Here is a 16,480-nt window from a genome sequence, read left to right as displayed (position 1 = left end):
GTTGATTATTATTCCCTGACGTATAGTAGACTAACTTATTGTATATGAATACTACTTAGCGCCTACTATTCTACCCAAATCGGCCACTCATAAAGGGGTTTGTAGCCTTTTCATACCCTATCGTGGTATTTTCACCGTGCCCTGAATGCACAACGACTTCGTTAGGTAACGAAAATAACTTACTCTCAATGGAGTGCTTCAGCTTTGCTGCGTCCCCTTTAGGAAAGTCAGTTCGCCCTACTGAACCTTTGAACAAAACATCACCTACCAACACCTGCTGTGAGACAGGTTCATAAAAAACAACATGTCCAGGCGTGTGACCAGGGCAATGCCTAACTTCTAACTTTAGCTTCCCTACCTCAACTGTATCACCATCATTTAGCCATGATGAGGGTAAAAATGCAGCGTGGTTTTCAAAACCAAACATTTGTGATTGCATTGGTAATGCTTCAAGCCAAAATAGGTCATCTTTATGAGGGCCTATGATTTCAATATCATAATACTCCCCCAGTTTCGTACTTGCCCCCACATGATCTAGATGCGCGTGGGTGAGCAAAATCATCTTCGGTTTAAGCCCCTCTTCAGTCAAGCGCGCGATGATCTTTTCCGGCTCGCCACCTGGGTCGACAATTGCGGCGATTCTGCTTGTCGGGCAAACTAATACACGGCAATTTTGCATAAACGGCGTAACAGGTATTGTTAATACTTGCATTGTTAATTTGCTCCAAATGCCATCAAAACAGGATACTTCAAATAAGCGCTGTCATAAAATGGTGTCCGAGCGTACAGCCACTCCATTCTCGCTTTAGAGTCGTTGGCAAACTTTTTGTCTTCACGAATTTTTTTATCAAATGCTAATGCCATTGCTGGATTTTGTTTTAGCATCTTTCTGGCAAACGGTTCAAGCGCATAATTTTCAACATATTCTGTACGTTGAAAAATCGTATTAAACTCACCCCAAGCAAAGAAAGAGTCCGGGGCTTTAGGGTGCAGTAAGTGAGTTGCCAACTCTCCCGAAGGTCGCGCTGTTTCAACTTTATACCAGCCACTTACATCCACTTTTTCTGGCAATACGTTAAAGTTAAATGATGCCTCTACTCTAAAGCGACCTTCAAAAGGCACACTGTCGAACTGATAGTCACTTACCGCTGCCTGACTGACATTTTCAACTACTGACGATGCTGGCAATTTAATGACTTCAACACCATGAAGCTCTAGCTTTTCAACGACTTCGGGATACGCTGGTGGTATATAAAACTGCTCTGGAACATTAACTATCGTTTTTACTTCTTTTTGCCAATAAATCGGTAATTTCTCATAGTCGACTGGCGTACCAAGGTATTTTGCTTCTACATGCCCAGAAAGTGCACTTTCGAATTGCTTGTATTCGATACCTTTAAATTGAATGAAATCAGGAGTTTTAGCGTAGCTACGCTCAACCACTAATTTTTTGGGCAAAAACTCAGCTTCTTTTTTCACAGCTTCTCGTAATATATCTATATTGTTGGCCAGTCCATCAATGACGCCATCCATAAATACATACGTCCCTAAAACACGCTGTTTATACGGTTTTAAAGAGTGATTTTCCACAAGTATTGTTGGTAGCCCTTTTAAGTCGCCCCAACCATTTGAGAATCTTGGTGTTGCTACCCAACCTGCTAAACCCTGCTTAAAATCACGCTTGTCCATGACAAACACCAAAGGTCCGGGAATATGCCCCTGTTTGCGAAGTGCTTTATCTATTTCAGGAGAGAGTTGATTTTCCAATACTTGGGCAATTGCTGGAGATTCACTGGCAAAGCTTGGATTAAAACCATAGGTCACATCATACTGGTAATCCGCACCGTCAGTAACATGAACATCAATGTATAGGTCTGGCTTATACTCATTGATCACAGACATGATCGCTCTAATACCAGGAGTATCTAGCTTTGTATAATCACGGTTGAGATTAAGATTTTTACCATTCGTCCTAAATCCCATCACCGCTGGGCCGCGCTGATTAATACGGTTATATTCGCTGCGACGCTCATGACCATCGACATTTAAAATCGGCACAACTAGTAAGTTGACTTTCGCTAAAATGTCGCGACGTTTCCCTGTGGCAATATCACGCAGCAACATAAACATGGCATCTTTACCATCAATTTCACCGGCATGAATACCCGCTTGAACTAAAATAGTCGGTTTATCGCTATTAATGACTTTAGATTTGCCACCACCTTGCTCAGTGGCAACAATCATCTTGATAGCGCGATGACTATCACTAGTACCTATAGTTTCAAGCTTAAACTGTGTTGGATTGGCCGCGACTAGACGGTCAACAAACGCCATTGTATCTTCATAATTTGGGGAATCGGTACCATCACTAAGTTCGAAATCAGTCGTCAATGGGCCTTGTTGTTGTAATAGTTGTTCACTGTTACCCTGCCACTCCATTAGCGGTGGCAAATGACTATTCATACCTAGCATTGCAGTAAGCATAATAATGCTGGAACTCATCATAATTCTCTATTCCTCTGCTTTTATCCGTCAATTATATCAATATTTTATCTATCGGCTTACAATGTGCGGTGATTCAACAAAAATTTGCAGTTAATCGCAGATAACTATCACTTTAGGGAACAAATGAGCGTACAAAAATCAATTTTAATCACTGGTTGTTCTACCGGGATTGGTTATTACTGTGCATTGCAGTTGTCAAAAGCCGGATATCAGGTCATCGCATCAGTCAGAAATGCAAAAGACCTGAATAAGTTTGAAGGTACAGGTGTTCATTGCATCGTATTAGATCTAGCTTGTGAGCAAAGTATCAAAGATGGATTTCATCAGGCACTTACAATCGTCAATGGGCAATTGGACGCATTATTTAATAATGGCGCCTACGGTCAACCTGGTGCGGTCGAAGATTTGCCTACAGATATATTAAGAAGGCAGTTTGAAGTTAACTTTTTTGGTTGGCACACACTAACATGCTTGGCTGTCGCGCAGATGCGAAAGCAAGGTTCAGGCCGAATAGTTCACAATTCTTCAGTGCTTGGCCTTGTTGCATTACCCTATCGCGGAGCCTATAACGCTAGTAAATTTGCACTGGAAGGGTTAACCGACACATTGCGCATGGAACTCGCCAACACCAATATCCAAGTCAGTTTAATCGAGCCAGGTCCAATCGTATCAAAGTTTAGAGAAAACGCGAAACGCGCATTTTTAACTAACATCAATCATCAACATAGCGCACATCACAACGAGTATCAGGCGCAGCTTAATCGCTTAGGCGCTGAAGACGCACCACAGAAATTTACCTTAGGGCCTGAAGCGGTTTATAAAGCCCTGCATCACGCATTGAGTGCTAAAACTGCGAAGCCAAGGTATTACGTAACGTTCCCTACATACTTGATGGGGTATCTAAAACGAATATTGAGCAGTCGCATGCTAGATAAAATATTGATGAAAAACCGTTAAGGGCTGAGTAATTTATGAGTATAAAACTAAAAAAGGAGCCAACGGCTCCTTTTTAATACAAGATCTAGTCCTAAGACTAAGTCATGCTCTGCTTATTAAGCAGCTAGACCGTCTTTTGCTTTAGCAACTAGTGCTGCGAAAGCTACTTGGTCGTATACTGCGATATCAGCTAGGATCTTACGATCGATTTCAATCGATGACTTTTTAAGGCCATTGATGAAACGGCTGTAAGAAAGACCATTTTGACGTGCAGCTGCGTTGATACGTGCAATCCATAGTTGACGGAAAGTACGTTTCTTAGCACGACGGTCACGGTAAGCATATTGACCAGCTTTTGTTACCGCTTGGAAAGCTACGCGGTAAACGCGTGAACGCGCTCCGTAGTAACCTTTAGCTTGCTTTAATACTTTTTTGTGACGTGCACGTGCAACTACGCCGCGTTTAACTCTTGCCATTTCTGATATCCTCTATTAAGCGAATGGTAACATACGATCGATTAGGCCTAGGTCATTCTTATGAACCATAGACTTAGCACGAAGGTGTAGTTTACGCTTTGAAGACTTCTTAGTCAGAATGTGACGAAGATGCGACTGTTTACGCTTGTAACCGCCTGAAGCAGTCTTTTTGAAGCGCTTTGCAGCACCTCTGTGTGATTTTAGCTTATAAGCCATTTGCAATAACTCCGAATGATATTGCTTAACACTATGTAAGTAGGCGGAGATAAACTCACTTGTAGGCCTAGCTTACTACCTAAAACCGGTGAAGGATCAAGTCCTTACTTTAAAACCGGATAACGCAGGTGGCCGAAGCACTTGAAACCTGCGTTAAATTCGATGCGTATTATGCCGAGATTAAGACTTTTTAGCAATAGGTGCCATCATCATTATCATTTGACGGCCTTCTACTTTCTTCGGGAAAGACTCTACTGAAGCAATCTCTTCCAACTCTGTCTTGATACGATTTAACAGGTCGATACCAATTTCTTGGTGCGCCATCTCACGACCACGGAAGCGAATTGTGACTTTAGCTTTGTCGCCACCTTCCAAAAACTTGCGAAGGCTACGTAGCTTAACTTGGTAATCACCAACATCAGTACCAGGACGGAATTTAACTTCCTTAACCTGAATTTGCTTTTGCTTTTTCTTTTGTTCTTTTTGGATTTTTGCTTTTTCAAAAAGGAACTTACCGTAGTCCATCACTTTACAAACTGGTGGCTCTGCATTTGGGCTGATCTCTACTAGATCTAAGCCTGCTTCATCCGCCATGTTTTGTGCGTCTCTAGTTGAGACAATGCCAGCCTGCTCGCCTTCAGCGTCAATTAAGCGAACCTCTTTCGCTGTAATCTCTTCGTTAATACGATTTTTCTGAGCGTTATTTTGCCCTTTTTTGCCGCCTCTAATGGTACGTTCCTCCAAAAAATTCAAAAGTAGTTGCGTGTACCAGAAAAAGTGAAGTACACGCAAGTTTATATTTATAGTCGATTTTTAATCTCTTCGCTAACTTTCGCGATGAAATCGTCAATCGAGAATTTACCTAAGTCTTCACCAGTGCGAGTTCGAACAGCAACTTCTTGTTGCTCAACTTCTTTGTCACCCACAACTAACAAATAAGGTATACGTTTTAAAGTATGCTCGCGGATTTTAAAACCAATTTTCTCATTTCTCAAGTCAGCGCAAGCTCTTATTCCAAGTTTATTTAACTTTTGTACAACTTCGTGAACATAATCGGCTTGTTTATCCGTAATATTCATGATCACAACTTGCTTAGGCGCAAGCCAAGTTGGGAATTGACCCGCATATTCTTCTGTTAAAATGCCGATAAAGCGCTCTAACGAACCAAGAATTGCACGGTGGATCATAACTGGCGTTTTACGCTCGTTATTTTCCGCAACATAAGTAGCCCCTAAACGCCCTGGTAATGCAAAGTCTAGTTGTACTGTACCACATTGCCATGCACGTTCTAAACAGTCATACAAAGTAAACTCAATCTTTGGACCGTAGAATGCACCTTCACCTGGTAAATATTCAAACTCGATGTCGTTTGCTTTCAACGCATCTGCCAATGCAGCCTCTGCTTTATCCCACATCTCATCTTCGCCGATGCGTTTCTCAGGGCGTGTAGATAATTTAACAACGATCTTTTCAAAGCCAAAGGTTGAGTAAGTATCATACACCATTTTGATACAAGCTGATACTTCGTCCATGATCTGTTCTTCTGTACAGAATACGTGCGCATCGTCTTGTGTAAATCCACGAACACGCATCAAACCATGTAGTGCACCCGACGGCTCATTACGGTGACAACAACCAAACTCAGCCATACGCAGTGGTAGATCACGGTAAGATTTTAAGCCTTGGTTGAAGATTTGAACGTGGCCTGGGCAGTTCATCGGCTTAATAGCATATTCACGCTTTTCAGACTCCGTAGTGAACATCGCATCTGAATACTTGTCCCAGTGACCTGACTTTTCCCACAAACCACGATCCATCATCAGTGGACCTTTTACTTCTTCGTACTGGTACTCGCGTAACTTTTCGCGTACAAAGTCTTCAAGCTCACGGTAAATGCTCCAGCCATCATTATGCCAAAACACCATGCCTGGTGCTTCTTCTTGCCAGTGCCATAAATCTAGTGCTTTACCAATTTTACGGTGGTCGCGCTTTTCAGCTTCTTCTAAACGCTTAAGGTAAGCTTTTAATTGCTTTTTATCTGCCCATGCAGTGCCGTAAATACGTTGCAACATTTTGTTTTCTGAGTTGCCACGCCAGTATGCGCCTGCCACCTTCATAATCTTGAAGTGATGACAGAATTTCATATTTGGTACGTGAGGACCACGACACATATCAACATATTCTTCGTGGTGGTATAAACCTGGCCTATCATCTTTAGCGATATTCTCGTCTAAGATTTCCATCTTGTAGGTTTCACCACGTGCTTCGAATGCGTCGCGGGCTTCTTGCCAGCTTACCTTTTTCTTCACTACATCGTAGTTGGTCTTAGCAAGTTCCAACATACGCTTTTCAATCGCTTCAAGGTCTTCTTGCGTCAATGAGTGGTCAAGATCAACATCGTAGTAAAAGCCATTGTCGATAGTCGGACCGATCGCCATTTTTGCTTCAGGGAACAATTGTTTAACCGCGTGACCAATTAAGTGCGCGCAAGAGTGGCGAATAATCTCAAGGCCATCGTCGTCTTTAGCGGTGATAATCTCAAGCGCAGCATCATTTTCAATGATGTCACACGCATCAACACGCACACCATTGACGCGACCAGCGATAGTTGCTTTTGCAAGTCCTGGACCGATGTCTTGAGCGACGTCTAGAGTAGTTACTGGGTTTTCAAAAATACGCTGACTGCCGTCAGGGAGAGTAATAACTGGCATGATAAATCCTATTTACAGTGGTGACACCTACAATGCGCCACATGTATTTAATTAATTTTAAATGTAAAGTGTGCCTATCAACGCTTTTACGAATAAGCATTGTCTTGCGCGACTTATCGCGGCTCATTCAAGGTCTTTCGTATGAGAGACACTATTCTCGCGTGTAACTTGGCTAAGTGCAAGCCTAGGGCTAAAATTAATCTATTAATTTACAAAAACTATTTCGGGATACTCTGTGGCCAAAAAGCGATATCGATTTGCAACCTTTAATCTATTGAATTTTACAGCACCACCTTTTTCGTTTTATCAACTTCATGAGCATTATAACGACACGCAATGGCAAACTAAGACCCAGTTCATCACCGGTCTTATTCAACATATCAATCCTGATGTGATTGTATTTCAAGAAGTGTTCACACCCGACGCATTACAGATAATTTGTGAAGATTTAGGGTTAGTTCACTTCGCCACGGTAGACTCACCCAGTCCAGACCACGTTTACCCAAATGTTCTATTTAAACCTGTCGTCGCTATCGCCTCTAAGTTACCTATAAAGTCTTTCGCTCCGCTTGAGCCTTGCCCTGAATTACTTGAATACCTAAATAACCAACATCAGTTCAAGTTCAACCGTACGCCAATAAAATGTAAATTTGATATTCCCGGATTTGGGTTACTCGCATGTTATGCCATACATCTAAAGTCACAACGTGTTCACTCCATGGCGCACATGTTGGGAGAATCACATCAAGATGACCCTCTATTGACGCTATTACATGAAACTGTAGGCACAATGCAATCACAAATATCTCGGTCACTAGAAGCCTCTATTATTTATTACGATGCCTTGAAAACACAACGCGAAAAACAGGCAGCCACATTAGTAATGGGAGATTTTAATGATGCGTTAGAAAACCCTGCCCTGTCTTTTATGACTCAAGCTTTTCCGCCGTTGGCAAATAGCAGTTTTGATAGCGTTGGATTATTTGACAGTTTTTTTTACGCTGATAACAGCAACGGCAAAAAACCGCCTAGCCACTACTATCGCGGGGAAGGCAATGTGCTGGACTACATTTTATGCTCCAAAGAGTTTAATCCCAATCGCGCGGAACAAAAAGTAACCTCGCTGAACTACTATAGTTATGATGCTCATCTAGATCCGAGGCGTATAGATGAAGATATTTGTTATTCTGACCATGCAGCAATAGCAATAGAAATAACACTGTGAGATAATTCAATTTTTGCATAATCTGGACACGAAAATGAGAACACTTGGGGTTGAAATTTCTGGCAGCGAAGCGCTTCTTTGTTTGCTAACTAAAGAAGATGATGTTTTTGATATCAGAGATATTCGTCAGCGACGCTTTACTTTGGGCAACCAAGGAGCTGACCTTGAGGAAATGCGCAAATTTCAATTCGACTTTGCAAAACTAATACAAGATTATGGCGTAGACTCTGTTGCCATTCGCCAGCGTCCGCACAAAGGTAAATTCGCAGGTAGCGCCACAGGGTTTAAGATGGAAGCCGCTATCCAACTTATCTCTGATGTAGATGTGCAACTCCTCGCTGGAAACGAAGTAAAAGAGCAACTAAAAAGAAACCCTGTTCCTGTGGACTTTGAAGATACTGGATTAAAAAAGTTCCAAGAGCAGGCTTTTACTAATGCATACGTTTATATCCTTCGTAAAACATACGCAAAAGATGAATAGCTAAAACGATAAAGGTCAGTACGCTGACCTTTATACCCTATTGCGTTACCAACATTTCTCGACAGACCAGACACCTTCATTGCAACTCTCTTCCTAATTAATTCAAGATAGCTAAACTCTGTGCTCGACTGCTAAATAGTATTTTTAGGACACTTGTAATAATGAATGCTTGCAACACAACGGAGTCACAGCAATTTGCTTCACACACTAACCGGTTTTGAGTTTGTAACACGATAAGTCAACTAGCTCCTTGTCCCAATATCAAATGAATAAATCACAAGCTATTTGTGCAAATTTAGCACCAATCTGTGACTCGCGCATGGCGCACTATCAAGGTAGACTAGCTACTGAACAAATTTAGGGATTATTCATGTATCGAGTTTTTGAACGCTTTACCAACCCATTTCCAGAACAAGAGGTCGGTCAGCCGCCACAAGGTTTACTGGCATTTTGTCGCTTTTATACCCAAGGTATGGGATGGCCGCTTTTCTTTATGTCACTTAGTGCTGCGATATTAGCAGTGTTGGAGGTTACACTCTTTGGTTTTATGGGTGACTTAGTTGATTGGTTATCCAGTTATACGCCAGAAACGTTATTCGCTGAAAAACAAACCGAATTGATCAGAATGTCTTTGGTCACCTTAGTTGCTTTACCGTTGATCGTTTTCTTCCATAGCGCAATTTTGCACCAAAGTTTACTGGGTAATTACCCGATGGCGATCCGCTGGCAAGCACACCGCTATTTGCTAAAGCAGTCCATGACATTTTACCAAGACGAGTTTGCTGGGCGTATTGCGACTAAAGTAATGCAAACAGCACTAGCTGTGCGAGAGTCCGTCATGAAGCTACTTGATGTACTGGTATACATATTGGTTTATTTCACTGCTATGCTTGCGCTCGTTGCCAGTAGTGATATGCGTTTGATGATCCCACTTATAGTATGGCTTGGATGCTATATAGGCTTTCAGTTCTATTTTGTACCTAAGCTAAAACAAGTCTCTAGCGAACAAGCTGATGCGCGCTCAGAAATGACAGGCCGAATTGTTGACAGCTACACCAACATCTCGACAGTCAAGCTATTTTCTTACACTAAACGTGAGGAAGAGTATGCTAAAGATAGTATGGATGTATTCATCCAGCCTGTTTATAAACAAATGCGTTTAGCAACTAGCCTTAATGTAAGTATTCAGACGTTAAACTACCTTCTCGTTTTTTCGGTTGCTGCGTTGTCTATTTATCTTTGGTCTTTTAATGCCATTAGCGCTGGTGCAATTGCCATAACTGTTGGCCTAGCGCTGCGGTTAAACGGTATGGCACAGTGGATAATGTGGGAAATTAGCGGCCTATTTGAAAATATAGGTACCGTTGCAGATGGCATGAATACTCTCTCTAGACCACTTGAAATTGTCGATCAAAAGACCGCTGCACCATTGGCTTTTAAAGCAGGAAAAATAGATTTTTGTAACACAACTTTTGCTTATAAACGAAAAGATGCTGCACGTCAGCATAATGTTATTGAAAATCTTAACCTCAATATTAAACCTGGGGAGAAAATAGGTGTTGTTGGACGCTCAGGTGCTGGTAAGTCTACACTCGTCAACCTATTACTAAGATTTTATGATACTGATAATGGTAGCATTAACATTGACGAGCAGAATATCGCAGAGGTTAAGCAAGAGAGTTTGAGGCGTTATATCGCCATGGTGACACAAGACACGTCACTGTTGCACCGCAGCGTGCGAGACAATATTCTTTACGGTCGCCCAGATGCCTCAGAAGCAGAATTAATCGCAGCAACAAAAGAAGCTCAAGCGTACGACTTTATTCAAGATTTAGAAGATAGTCATGGAAATACAGGTTTTGATGCTCAAGTCGGTGAACGTGGCGTCAAATTATCAGGAGGCCAGCGACAGCGTATCGCTATTGCCAGAGTGTTATTAAAAAATGCGCCTATTTTGATATTAGATGAAGCAACATCGGCGTTAGACTCAGAGGTTGAACAGGCAATTCAAGAAAGCTTAGATGCACTGATGGAAGGCAAAACCGTAATCGCCATAGCTCATCGTCTTTCCACCATAGCGCAAATGGATAGACTAATAGTAATGGACGAAGGCAAGATTGTTGAAGAAGGCAGCCATCAATCCTTGCTAGCCTTGGGTGGCATTTATGCCAAACTTTGGTCCCACCAAACAGGCGGCTTTATTGGCGTTGAGTAACACCGTTACAAAATAATGCCACCGCCTTTTCAACTAATATGTCAAGCTCTGCTTCAGGAAGTGGAGCTTGCCATTTAATCGCCCGCTCCCAGTACCCAAGCTTTTTGAGCGCTCCCCAGAAGTACGCGGCCGCAAGATCTGCATCAAAATCCCCTAAACAGCCTGCATTTGCTGCATCCTCAAACCACTGGATCATTTCAGCTTCACAATGGCTAAATTTGCCATTCAAATTCTGAGCTTGTTCAAAGCTGCGCATAGATTCAATCATCACTATTCGAGATAAGCGCATGTAATCTTCATCATTTAACAACGTCATCGCGCTTTTTGCGAGGTGCTGTAGTTGCACAGAAAAATCATAATTCGGAATAAACTGTATTGCCGTTATAGGTTTTATCCGTTCAATCAACAATTCGACAACAGCATCAAACAATTCATCTTTTGTTGAATAATGTTTATACAGTGTTCGTTTGGATACTTCAGCTGATTGGCTGATCGACTCCATCGTGGTTGCTTGTAAACCTTTTTGCGCAAATTCTTCAATCGCTGCGCATAAAATTGACTGCTGTTTTGGTGAAAGTTGCGTCATCTACTTATTCTGTCTTTAATTAATAGTGGGAAAAGCGAGCCATCTACATAACCTAACGTTTGGATAAGCAAAAGGTCATCACTTAGGATGCCAGTATCTCATGGTTTATTTTGTTAGCCTGTGCATTTTTGACTACTGAATTTTACGAATTATCAATACCAGATAAAACGTAAATGGTAACAGTTGACCTAAAAACTCGCTCAAGCACCGCCCACACCAATGGGCAAAGGTTATTTAGCTGCTAAATCACATGGTAAGTTGTATACCAAGTAAGGCTGATATAGAGATAAGCCCTCTTTGTAATAAATCAACATTCCCTTTATTTTAATCAAAAAAGTCGTTAATAAAAAGTACACATGATCGTATACCTAAACAAAAGAAAAGTACACGGAGTCGTTTACCTTTTATTTCTTTAAGTATACACTAGCGTTTACTTGCTTAATTGTCGTTCAAAGTGCCTTAACTTTGGTGTGGTTGAGACATGGAATTGCGTCAGTTGCCTATGTGATTATAGACAACTGTTTGTTATTAAAGGCAAATTGCAAGATATTCCCAGTAAACCCGCTGGGCAGCATAAAATGATAATATAGGAATTGGAGTGTTCATGTATCCAACATCAATACGTAGTCGTGCAAAACACCTATCTTTTTTAATGCTCACGCTTGGCGCTTTGTCCGCGTGTTCAGAAGCACCAAAACAAGGAGGTGGCCATGCAATGCCTCCTGCAAAAGTGAGCGTGCAGCAAGTTACCACCCAATCGGTTCCATTTGATATCGAGTTACCTGCAACGCTTGCCGGTGATAAGGAAGTAGAGATCCGTTCTCGTGTTTCAGGGATCATCGAGTCGAGAAATTTTGAAGAAGGCCAGTTTGTAAAATCTGGGCAATCGCTATTTACCATAGAGCTTAAGCCTTTTGAGTTAGCCGTAGAAAAATCAAAAGCAGCACTGCAAGCAGCAAAAGCAAACGTAGAGCAAACTAAACGCGAACGTGACAGACTTGAGCGACTAAAAAACGAGCGTTCAGTATCCAAACGCGACTTTGATAACTCTGTTTCAGCATATGATGTTGCGATTGCAAACCTTGAGTCTGCCAAAGTGGCATTAAGAGAAGCTGAGCTGGACTTAGAATACGCAAAAGTTGAGGCTCCGGTTTCGGGTATTGTTGGACGAGAGCTGATGTCTGAGGGCAGTTATGTTTCAGGACCTAGCGTATTGTTAACAGAGCTAACTGATACTAGCACTATCCGCGCTCGTTTTGGCTTTTCAGAGCGCGAGCAATTAGCGATGCGAAAAGACGTGGAAAGTGGCTTATTGTCTTTACCAGAACACAATGAGTTTGATACCACAATTATTCTTCAAGATGGGTCGTTATACGCTCAAGTGGGTAAAGTAAACTTTAGCGATGTTCGCGTAAATCGTTTTACTGGCACCAGTGAACTGCAAGCTCGCATCCCAAACGAAAACGGTGAACTAAGACCGGGGCAATTTGTACGAGTCAAGTTATCTGGAGCCGTACGAAACAATGCGATTGTGTTGCCACAACGTGCTGTATTGGATAACGGCACAGGTAAGTTTGTATACATTGCAACTAAGAACAAACAAGGTACGACCGTTGCCCTACCCGCACCAGTTAAAGTTGGTGAATGGGTTAAACTTAACAACGAAAATATGTGGGTGATCCGTGAGGGTCTGCAAACAGGTCAACCTGTGATTGTCGAGGGGATGGCTAGAATTTTCTTCCCCGGTATGCCGGTATCTGTGAGCGAGCAAGGAGAATAACCTGATGTTCTCCAAATATTTCATAAATAGGCCTATTTTTGCCTTTGTTATTTCAATTGTGATAGTACTAGCAGGTCTGGCAGCAATGCGCAGCTTACCAGTCGCTCAGTACCCTGAAATTGCCCCACCTCAAGTCGAGGTTCGAGCAGTGTACCCTGGAGCCTCCGCTGATGTGTTAGAGCAAACTGTCGCGACCCCTATCGAAAATGCCATAACGGGTGTCGAGGGCATGATGTATATGACATCGACAAGCACCAACTCTGGCGTCACAACAATTGCGGTGACATTCGAGATTGGCACAGATGTCGACCAGGCTGCGGTAGACGTAAACAATCGTGTAAAGCAGGTTGAAGCTCGACTACCTGAAGAAACGAGACGTCAAGGCGTGGTTGTTCAGAAAACCTCTTCTAACTTCTTACAAGTTCATGCGTTTTATTCGCCAGATGGAACTCGAGATAGTCTTTGGACGTCAAACTACGTCACGATGAATATCCTCGACCGTGTTAAGCGAATTCCTGGAACGACCAACGTACAGATCTTTGGTGCTAAAGATTATGCCATGCGTATTTGGTTGCGCCCAGATATTATGAGTCAGCTTGAAGTTACAGCGGATGAAGTTGCCAGTGCAATTAGAGAGCAAAACTCTCAGTACGCGGCAGGTAGTATTGGTGCAACTCCAACCTCTCAAGACGCGCAGTCTTTGGTATACAGTGTTACCGCAAAAGGTCGATTATCTACCGCAGAAGAGTTCGAGAATATCATTGTTCGTGCAAATCCTGACGGCTCAACACTTCGCCTTAAAGATGTTGCACGCGTGGAACTAGGCTCAAAAGACTATAACTTCCAAGGTACTATCAACGCTAAAGAGGCTGTATTACTCGGTGTGTTCTTACAACCAGGTGCAAACGCACTAGATGTAGCAAAGGCTGTAGAAGCGGAAATTGAACAGATCAAACCTCAATTCCCTACCGGTCTTGCTCACGTTAACTCTTATGACACCACAAGATTTGTAGAAGTTTCAATTCGAGAGGTGTTAAAAACACTAGGTGAAGCAATGATCTTGGTATTCTTAGTGGTCTACCTATTCTTGCAAAACTGGCGTGCAACGCTAATTCCAACACTTGCGGTACCAGTATCTTTACTTGGTACATTTGCAGGTCTCTATATGCTTGGTTATTCAATTAACACATTAACCCTGTTTGGCATGGTACTGTCTATTGGTATTGTGGTAGACGATGCCATCGTAGTACTTGAAAACGTTGAGCGTATTATGCACGAGCAAGGCTTACAGGCTAGAGAGGCCGCGGTTAAAGCCATGCAGGAAGTAAGTGGCCCTGTCGTTGCGATTGTGCTGGTGCTATGTTCAGTGTTTGTACCTATCGCCTTTTTAGGTGGCTTAACAGGTGAACTATTCCGCCAATTTGCGATCACGATTTCGATCTCAGTTAGCTTGTCTGGTGTGGTTGCACTGACGATGACGCCTGCGCTTTGTGTGTTGCTGCTTAAGCACGAGCACAAACAAGATGCCAAGTTCTTCCTGTGGTTCAATGACTGGTTCCATCGTGTAACCGGACGCTATGTTGGTGCGGTTAGCTTTATGGTTCGCCGTGGTTTTGTTGGCCTAACATTGATGGCAGCCATGATTGGTGCAACGGTATTTTTGTGGCAAAAAACACCAAGCTCTTTAGTACCTGACGAAGATCAAGGTTACTACATGATTGCTGTATTTTTACCTGATGGCTCTTCACTAGAGCGCACCGCTAAAGTAGCCAATGAAGTCATCGCAGCTGCGAAATCAAACCCAGCTAACGAAAACGTTGTGGCGTTTACGGGAATGGACTTCATCGGCGGAGGTTTCAAAAATAGCGCCGCGACGATGTTTGTGACACAAACACATTGGGATGAGCGAGACGTGTCAGCGAAAGAACTTGTTGGTGAGCTATTTATGAAGACCGCACACATCAACGAAGCATTGGTACTTGCTTTTAATCCACCTCCTATCTTTGGATTGGGTACTACAGGTGGGTTTGAAGTCTTCTTGCAAAATAAAGGCGGCTCTGATCCTGCTAAATTAAAGCAAGGCATGCAGATGATCATGGCTGAAGCCCAGAAGAGTCCAATCCTTACAGGTATTCAAACGCTATGGCGTCCTGATGCGCCGCAGTTGAAAGTGCATATGGATCGTGAACAAGCCCGTGCCATGGGAGTTAATATCAATTCAGCGTTTAACGCTCTGGCAGCTAATTTGGGTAATTACTACGTTAACGATTTCAATAAATTTGGTCGTGCATGGCAAGTTATTATGTCTGCAGAAGCCGAGTTTAGAATGACACCGGAAGATGTTGGACGCATATATGTGAAAAACAATCGTGGCGAAATGGTTCCTATCTCTGCCTTTACAGATATTGAATACAGCCGAGGTCCTGAAACCATGAACCGTTATAATAATTTATCAGCGGTGAAGTTAATGGGTGAAGCCGCGCCAGGTTACAGTTCAGGACAAGCTATTGCTGAATTTGAGCGTATCGCTAATGCAGTACTCCCCCCAGATATGACTTACGAATGGACAGGCTCTGCGTTCCAAGAGAAGCAAAACTCTGGTACCACTGGTATTGCCCTAGGTATGGCTGTGATCATGGTATTTTTGATCCTCGCAGCACTTTATGAGCGTTGGTCATTACCGGTCTCTGTGATACTAGCACTACCATTTGGCACCTTTGGCGCACTAGTATCGATTTGGATTGCAGGACTCACCAACGATGTCTACTTCCAAATTGGTTTGGTGACGCTACTTGGCCTTGCCAGTAAAAATGCTATCTTAATCGTTGAATACGCATTGATGAAATATCAAGAAGGATGGAGTCCTGCCACTGCAGCACTAGAAGCCGCTAGACTACGTTTTAGACCCATCATTATGACTTCACTTGCGTTTATCCTTGGTGTTGTTCCTTTGGTGATGAGCTCAGGCGCAGGTGCAGGAGCAAGACACAGTGTTGGCACAGGGGTTATGGGTGGGATGCTCTCTGCGACTTTCCTCGCGGTATTTTTCTTACCATTATTCTTCTATTGGTTAATGGCAAGGCGACTATCAGAAAAACGCTCCAAACAAGCGCTTTCAGATGAGATTGCCAAACACCACAAAGAAGAGCATGTAGAAACAGATGAAGGGCTGGTGTAACCCGCCTTAATCGCAAGCCAAAGTAAAACGCCTGAATCTCTCAGGCGTTTTTTATACTAAATAATCTGAGCTTCGGATAATTATACCAATTTGCTTAATTAAGTGATCTATTTTGAGGCGAGAAAATCTTGTCGATAACTCCGCTACCTCGCCCTACTATCCCCAAACCTC

General features: G+C 42.7%; 13 protein-coding genes. 6 read left to right on the top strand and 7 right to left on the bottom strand.

What is annotated here, in order from left to right; all coding sequences use genetic code 11:
• Window positions 1-70: 70 nt before the first annotated feature.
• Both F9Y84_RS05910 and F9Y84_RS05905 read right to left on the bottom strand, forming a co-directional pair.
• Window positions 71-712, bottom strand: coding sequence for an MBL fold metallo-hydrolase (locus F9Y84_RS05910; protein WP_147390047.1), 642 nt, complete (start codon window positions 710-712; stop codon window positions 71-73).
• A 2-nt stretch (window positions 713-714) separates the two neighbouring features.
• Complete coding sequence (locus F9Y84_RS05905; protein WP_192503259.1) at window positions 715-2,502, bottom strand: M14 family metallopeptidase; 1,788 nt, start codon at window positions 2,500-2,502, stop codon at window positions 715-717.
• A gap of 126 nt (window positions 2,503-2,628) precedes the next feature.
• On the opposite strand from F9Y84_RS05905, the gene F9Y84_RS05900 reads away from it, so the two are divergent.
• Window positions 2,629-3,462, top strand: coding sequence for an SDR family oxidoreductase (locus F9Y84_RS05900; RefSeq protein ID WP_147390049.1), 834 nt, complete (start codon window positions 2,629-2,631; stop codon window positions 3,460-3,462).
• A 95-nt stretch (window positions 3,463-3,557) separates the two neighbouring features.
• Here F9Y84_RS05900 and rplT read toward each other — a convergent pair whose 3' ends face one another.
• From rplT to thrS, 4 genes are all read right to left on the bottom strand, one after another.
• Window positions 3,558-3,917: a 50S ribosomal protein L20 gene (gene rplT, locus F9Y84_RS05895; protein ID WP_010376973.1), complete on the bottom strand. Its 360-nt coding sequence runs from the start codon at window positions 3,915-3,917 to the stop codon at window positions 3,558-3,560.
• A gap of 15 nt (window positions 3,918-3,932) precedes the next feature.
• Entirely contained in the window at window positions 3,933-4,133 is a 201-nt protein-coding gene (gene rpmI, locus F9Y84_RS05890; protein WP_010604868.1) for a 50S ribosomal protein L35, read from the bottom strand.
• Between the two features lie 180 nt (window positions 4,134-4,313).
• Entirely contained in the window at window positions 4,314-4,877 is a 564-nt protein-coding gene (infC, locus tag F9Y84_RS05885) for a translation initiation factor IF-3 (protein WP_125253974.1), read from the bottom strand.
• A 56-nt stretch (window positions 4,878-4,933) separates the two neighbouring features.
• A complete protein-coding gene (gene thrS / locus F9Y84_RS05880; protein ID WP_128731720.1) occupies window positions 4,934-6,844 on the bottom strand; it encodes a threonine--tRNA ligase in 1,911 nt (636 codons plus the stop codon).
• Between the two features lie 235 nt (window positions 6,845-7,079).
• Here thrS and F9Y84_RS05875 point away from each other — a divergent pair, with 235 nt between their 5' ends.
• The 3 genes from F9Y84_RS05875 to F9Y84_RS05865 all read left to right on the top strand — a co-directional run bounded on the left by F9Y84_RS05875 (window position 7,080) and on the right by F9Y84_RS05865 (window position 10,765).
• The gene (locus F9Y84_RS05875; protein WP_128731719.1) at window positions 7,080-8,069 is read left to right on the top strand and encodes an endonuclease/exonuclease/phosphatase family protein; all 990 of its coding nucleotides are present in this window, start codon (window positions 7,080-7,082) and stop codon (window positions 8,067-8,069) included.
• Window positions 8,070-8,103: 34 nt separating this feature from the next.
• A complete protein-coding gene (locus F9Y84_RS05870) occupies window positions 8,104-8,550 on the top strand; it encodes a DUF3010 family protein (protein ID WP_147390050.1) in 447 nt (148 codons plus the stop codon).
• 370 nt (window positions 8,551-8,920) lie between these two features.
• Entirely contained in the window at window positions 8,921-10,765 is a 1,845-nt protein-coding gene (locus F9Y84_RS05865; protein WP_147390051.1) for an ABC transporter ATP-binding protein, read from the top strand.
• Here the strand turns inward: F9Y84_RS05865 and F9Y84_RS05860 are convergent.
• Window positions 10,749-11,351, bottom strand: coding sequence for a TetR/AcrR family transcriptional regulator (locus tag F9Y84_RS05860; RefSeq protein ID WP_128731716.1), 603 nt, complete (start codon window positions 11,349-11,351; stop codon window positions 10,749-10,751). The two genes, F9Y84_RS05865 and F9Y84_RS05860, sit on opposite strands and share 17 nt — an antisense overlap.
• A gap of 604 nt (window positions 11,352-11,955) precedes the next feature.
• Between F9Y84_RS05860 and F9Y84_RS05855 the strand changes: the two genes are divergently transcribed.
• Both F9Y84_RS05855 and F9Y84_RS05850 read left to right on the top strand, forming a co-directional pair.
• The gene (locus F9Y84_RS05855) at window positions 11,956-13,131 is read left to right on the top strand and encodes an efflux RND transporter periplasmic adaptor subunit (RefSeq protein ID WP_147390052.1); all 1,176 of its coding nucleotides are present in this window, start codon (window positions 11,956-11,958) and stop codon (window positions 13,129-13,131) included.
• Window positions 13,132-13,135: 4 nt separating this feature from the next.
• Complete coding sequence (locus F9Y84_RS05850) at window positions 13,136-16,309, top strand: efflux RND transporter permease subunit (RefSeq protein WP_147390053.1); 3,174 nt, start codon at window positions 13,136-13,138, stop codon at window positions 16,307-16,309.
• Window positions 16,310-16,480 lie beyond the last annotated feature (171 nt).

The sequence above is a fragment of the Pseudoalteromonas peptidolytica genome (genome assembly GCF_012641745.1).
In the GTDB taxonomy this organism is placed as follows: domain Bacteria; phylum Pseudomonadota; class Gammaproteobacteria; order Enterobacterales; family Alteromonadaceae; genus Pseudoalteromonas; species Pseudoalteromonas peptidolytica.
Note: the sequence above shows the minus strand (reverse complement) of the source record. Positions and strands in the feature narration are given on the sequence as shown.

Excerpts from the sequence above, each read along its gene's own strand:
- F9Y84_RS05910 (WP_147390047.1), bottom strand. The coding sequence starts at position 712 with ATGCAAGTATTAACAATACCTGTTACGCCGTTTATGCAAAATTGCCGT.
- F9Y84_RS05905 (WP_192503259.1), bottom strand. The coding sequence starts at position 2,502 with ATGAGTTCCAGCATTATTATGCTTACTGCAATGCTAGGTATGAATAGT.
- F9Y84_RS05900 (WP_147390049.1), top strand. The coding sequence starts at position 2,629 with ATGAGCGTACAAAAATCAATTTTAATCACTGGTTGTTCTACCGGGATT.
- rplT (WP_010376973.1), bottom strand. The coding sequence starts at position 3,917 with ATGGCAAGAGTTAAACGCGGCGTAGTTGCACGTGCACGTCACAAAAAA.
- rpmI (WP_010604868.1), bottom strand. The coding sequence starts at position 4,133 with ATGGCTTATAAGCTAAAATCACACAGAGGTGCTGCAAAGCGCTTCAAA.
- thrS (WP_128731720.1), bottom strand. The coding sequence starts at position 6,844 with ATGCCAGTTATTACTCTCCCTGACGGCAGTCAGCGTATTTTTGAAAAC.
- F9Y84_RS05870 (WP_147390050.1), top strand. The coding sequence starts at position 8,104 with ATGAGAACACTTGGGGTTGAAATTTCTGGCAGCGAAGCGCTTCTTTGT.
- F9Y84_RS05865 (WP_147390051.1), top strand. The coding sequence starts at position 8,921 with ATGTATCGAGTTTTTGAACGCTTTACCAACCCATTTCCAGAACAAGAG.
- F9Y84_RS05860 (WP_128731716.1), bottom strand. The coding sequence starts at position 11,351 with ATGACGCAACTTTCACCAAAACAGCAGTCAATTTTATGCGCAGCGATT.
- F9Y84_RS05855 (WP_147390052.1), top strand. The coding sequence starts at position 11,956 with ATGTATCCAACATCAATACGTAGTCGTGCAAAACACCTATCTTTTTTA.
- F9Y84_RS05850 (WP_147390053.1), top strand. The coding sequence starts at position 13,136 with ATGTTCTCCAAATATTTCATAAATAGGCCTATTTTTGCCTTTGTTATT.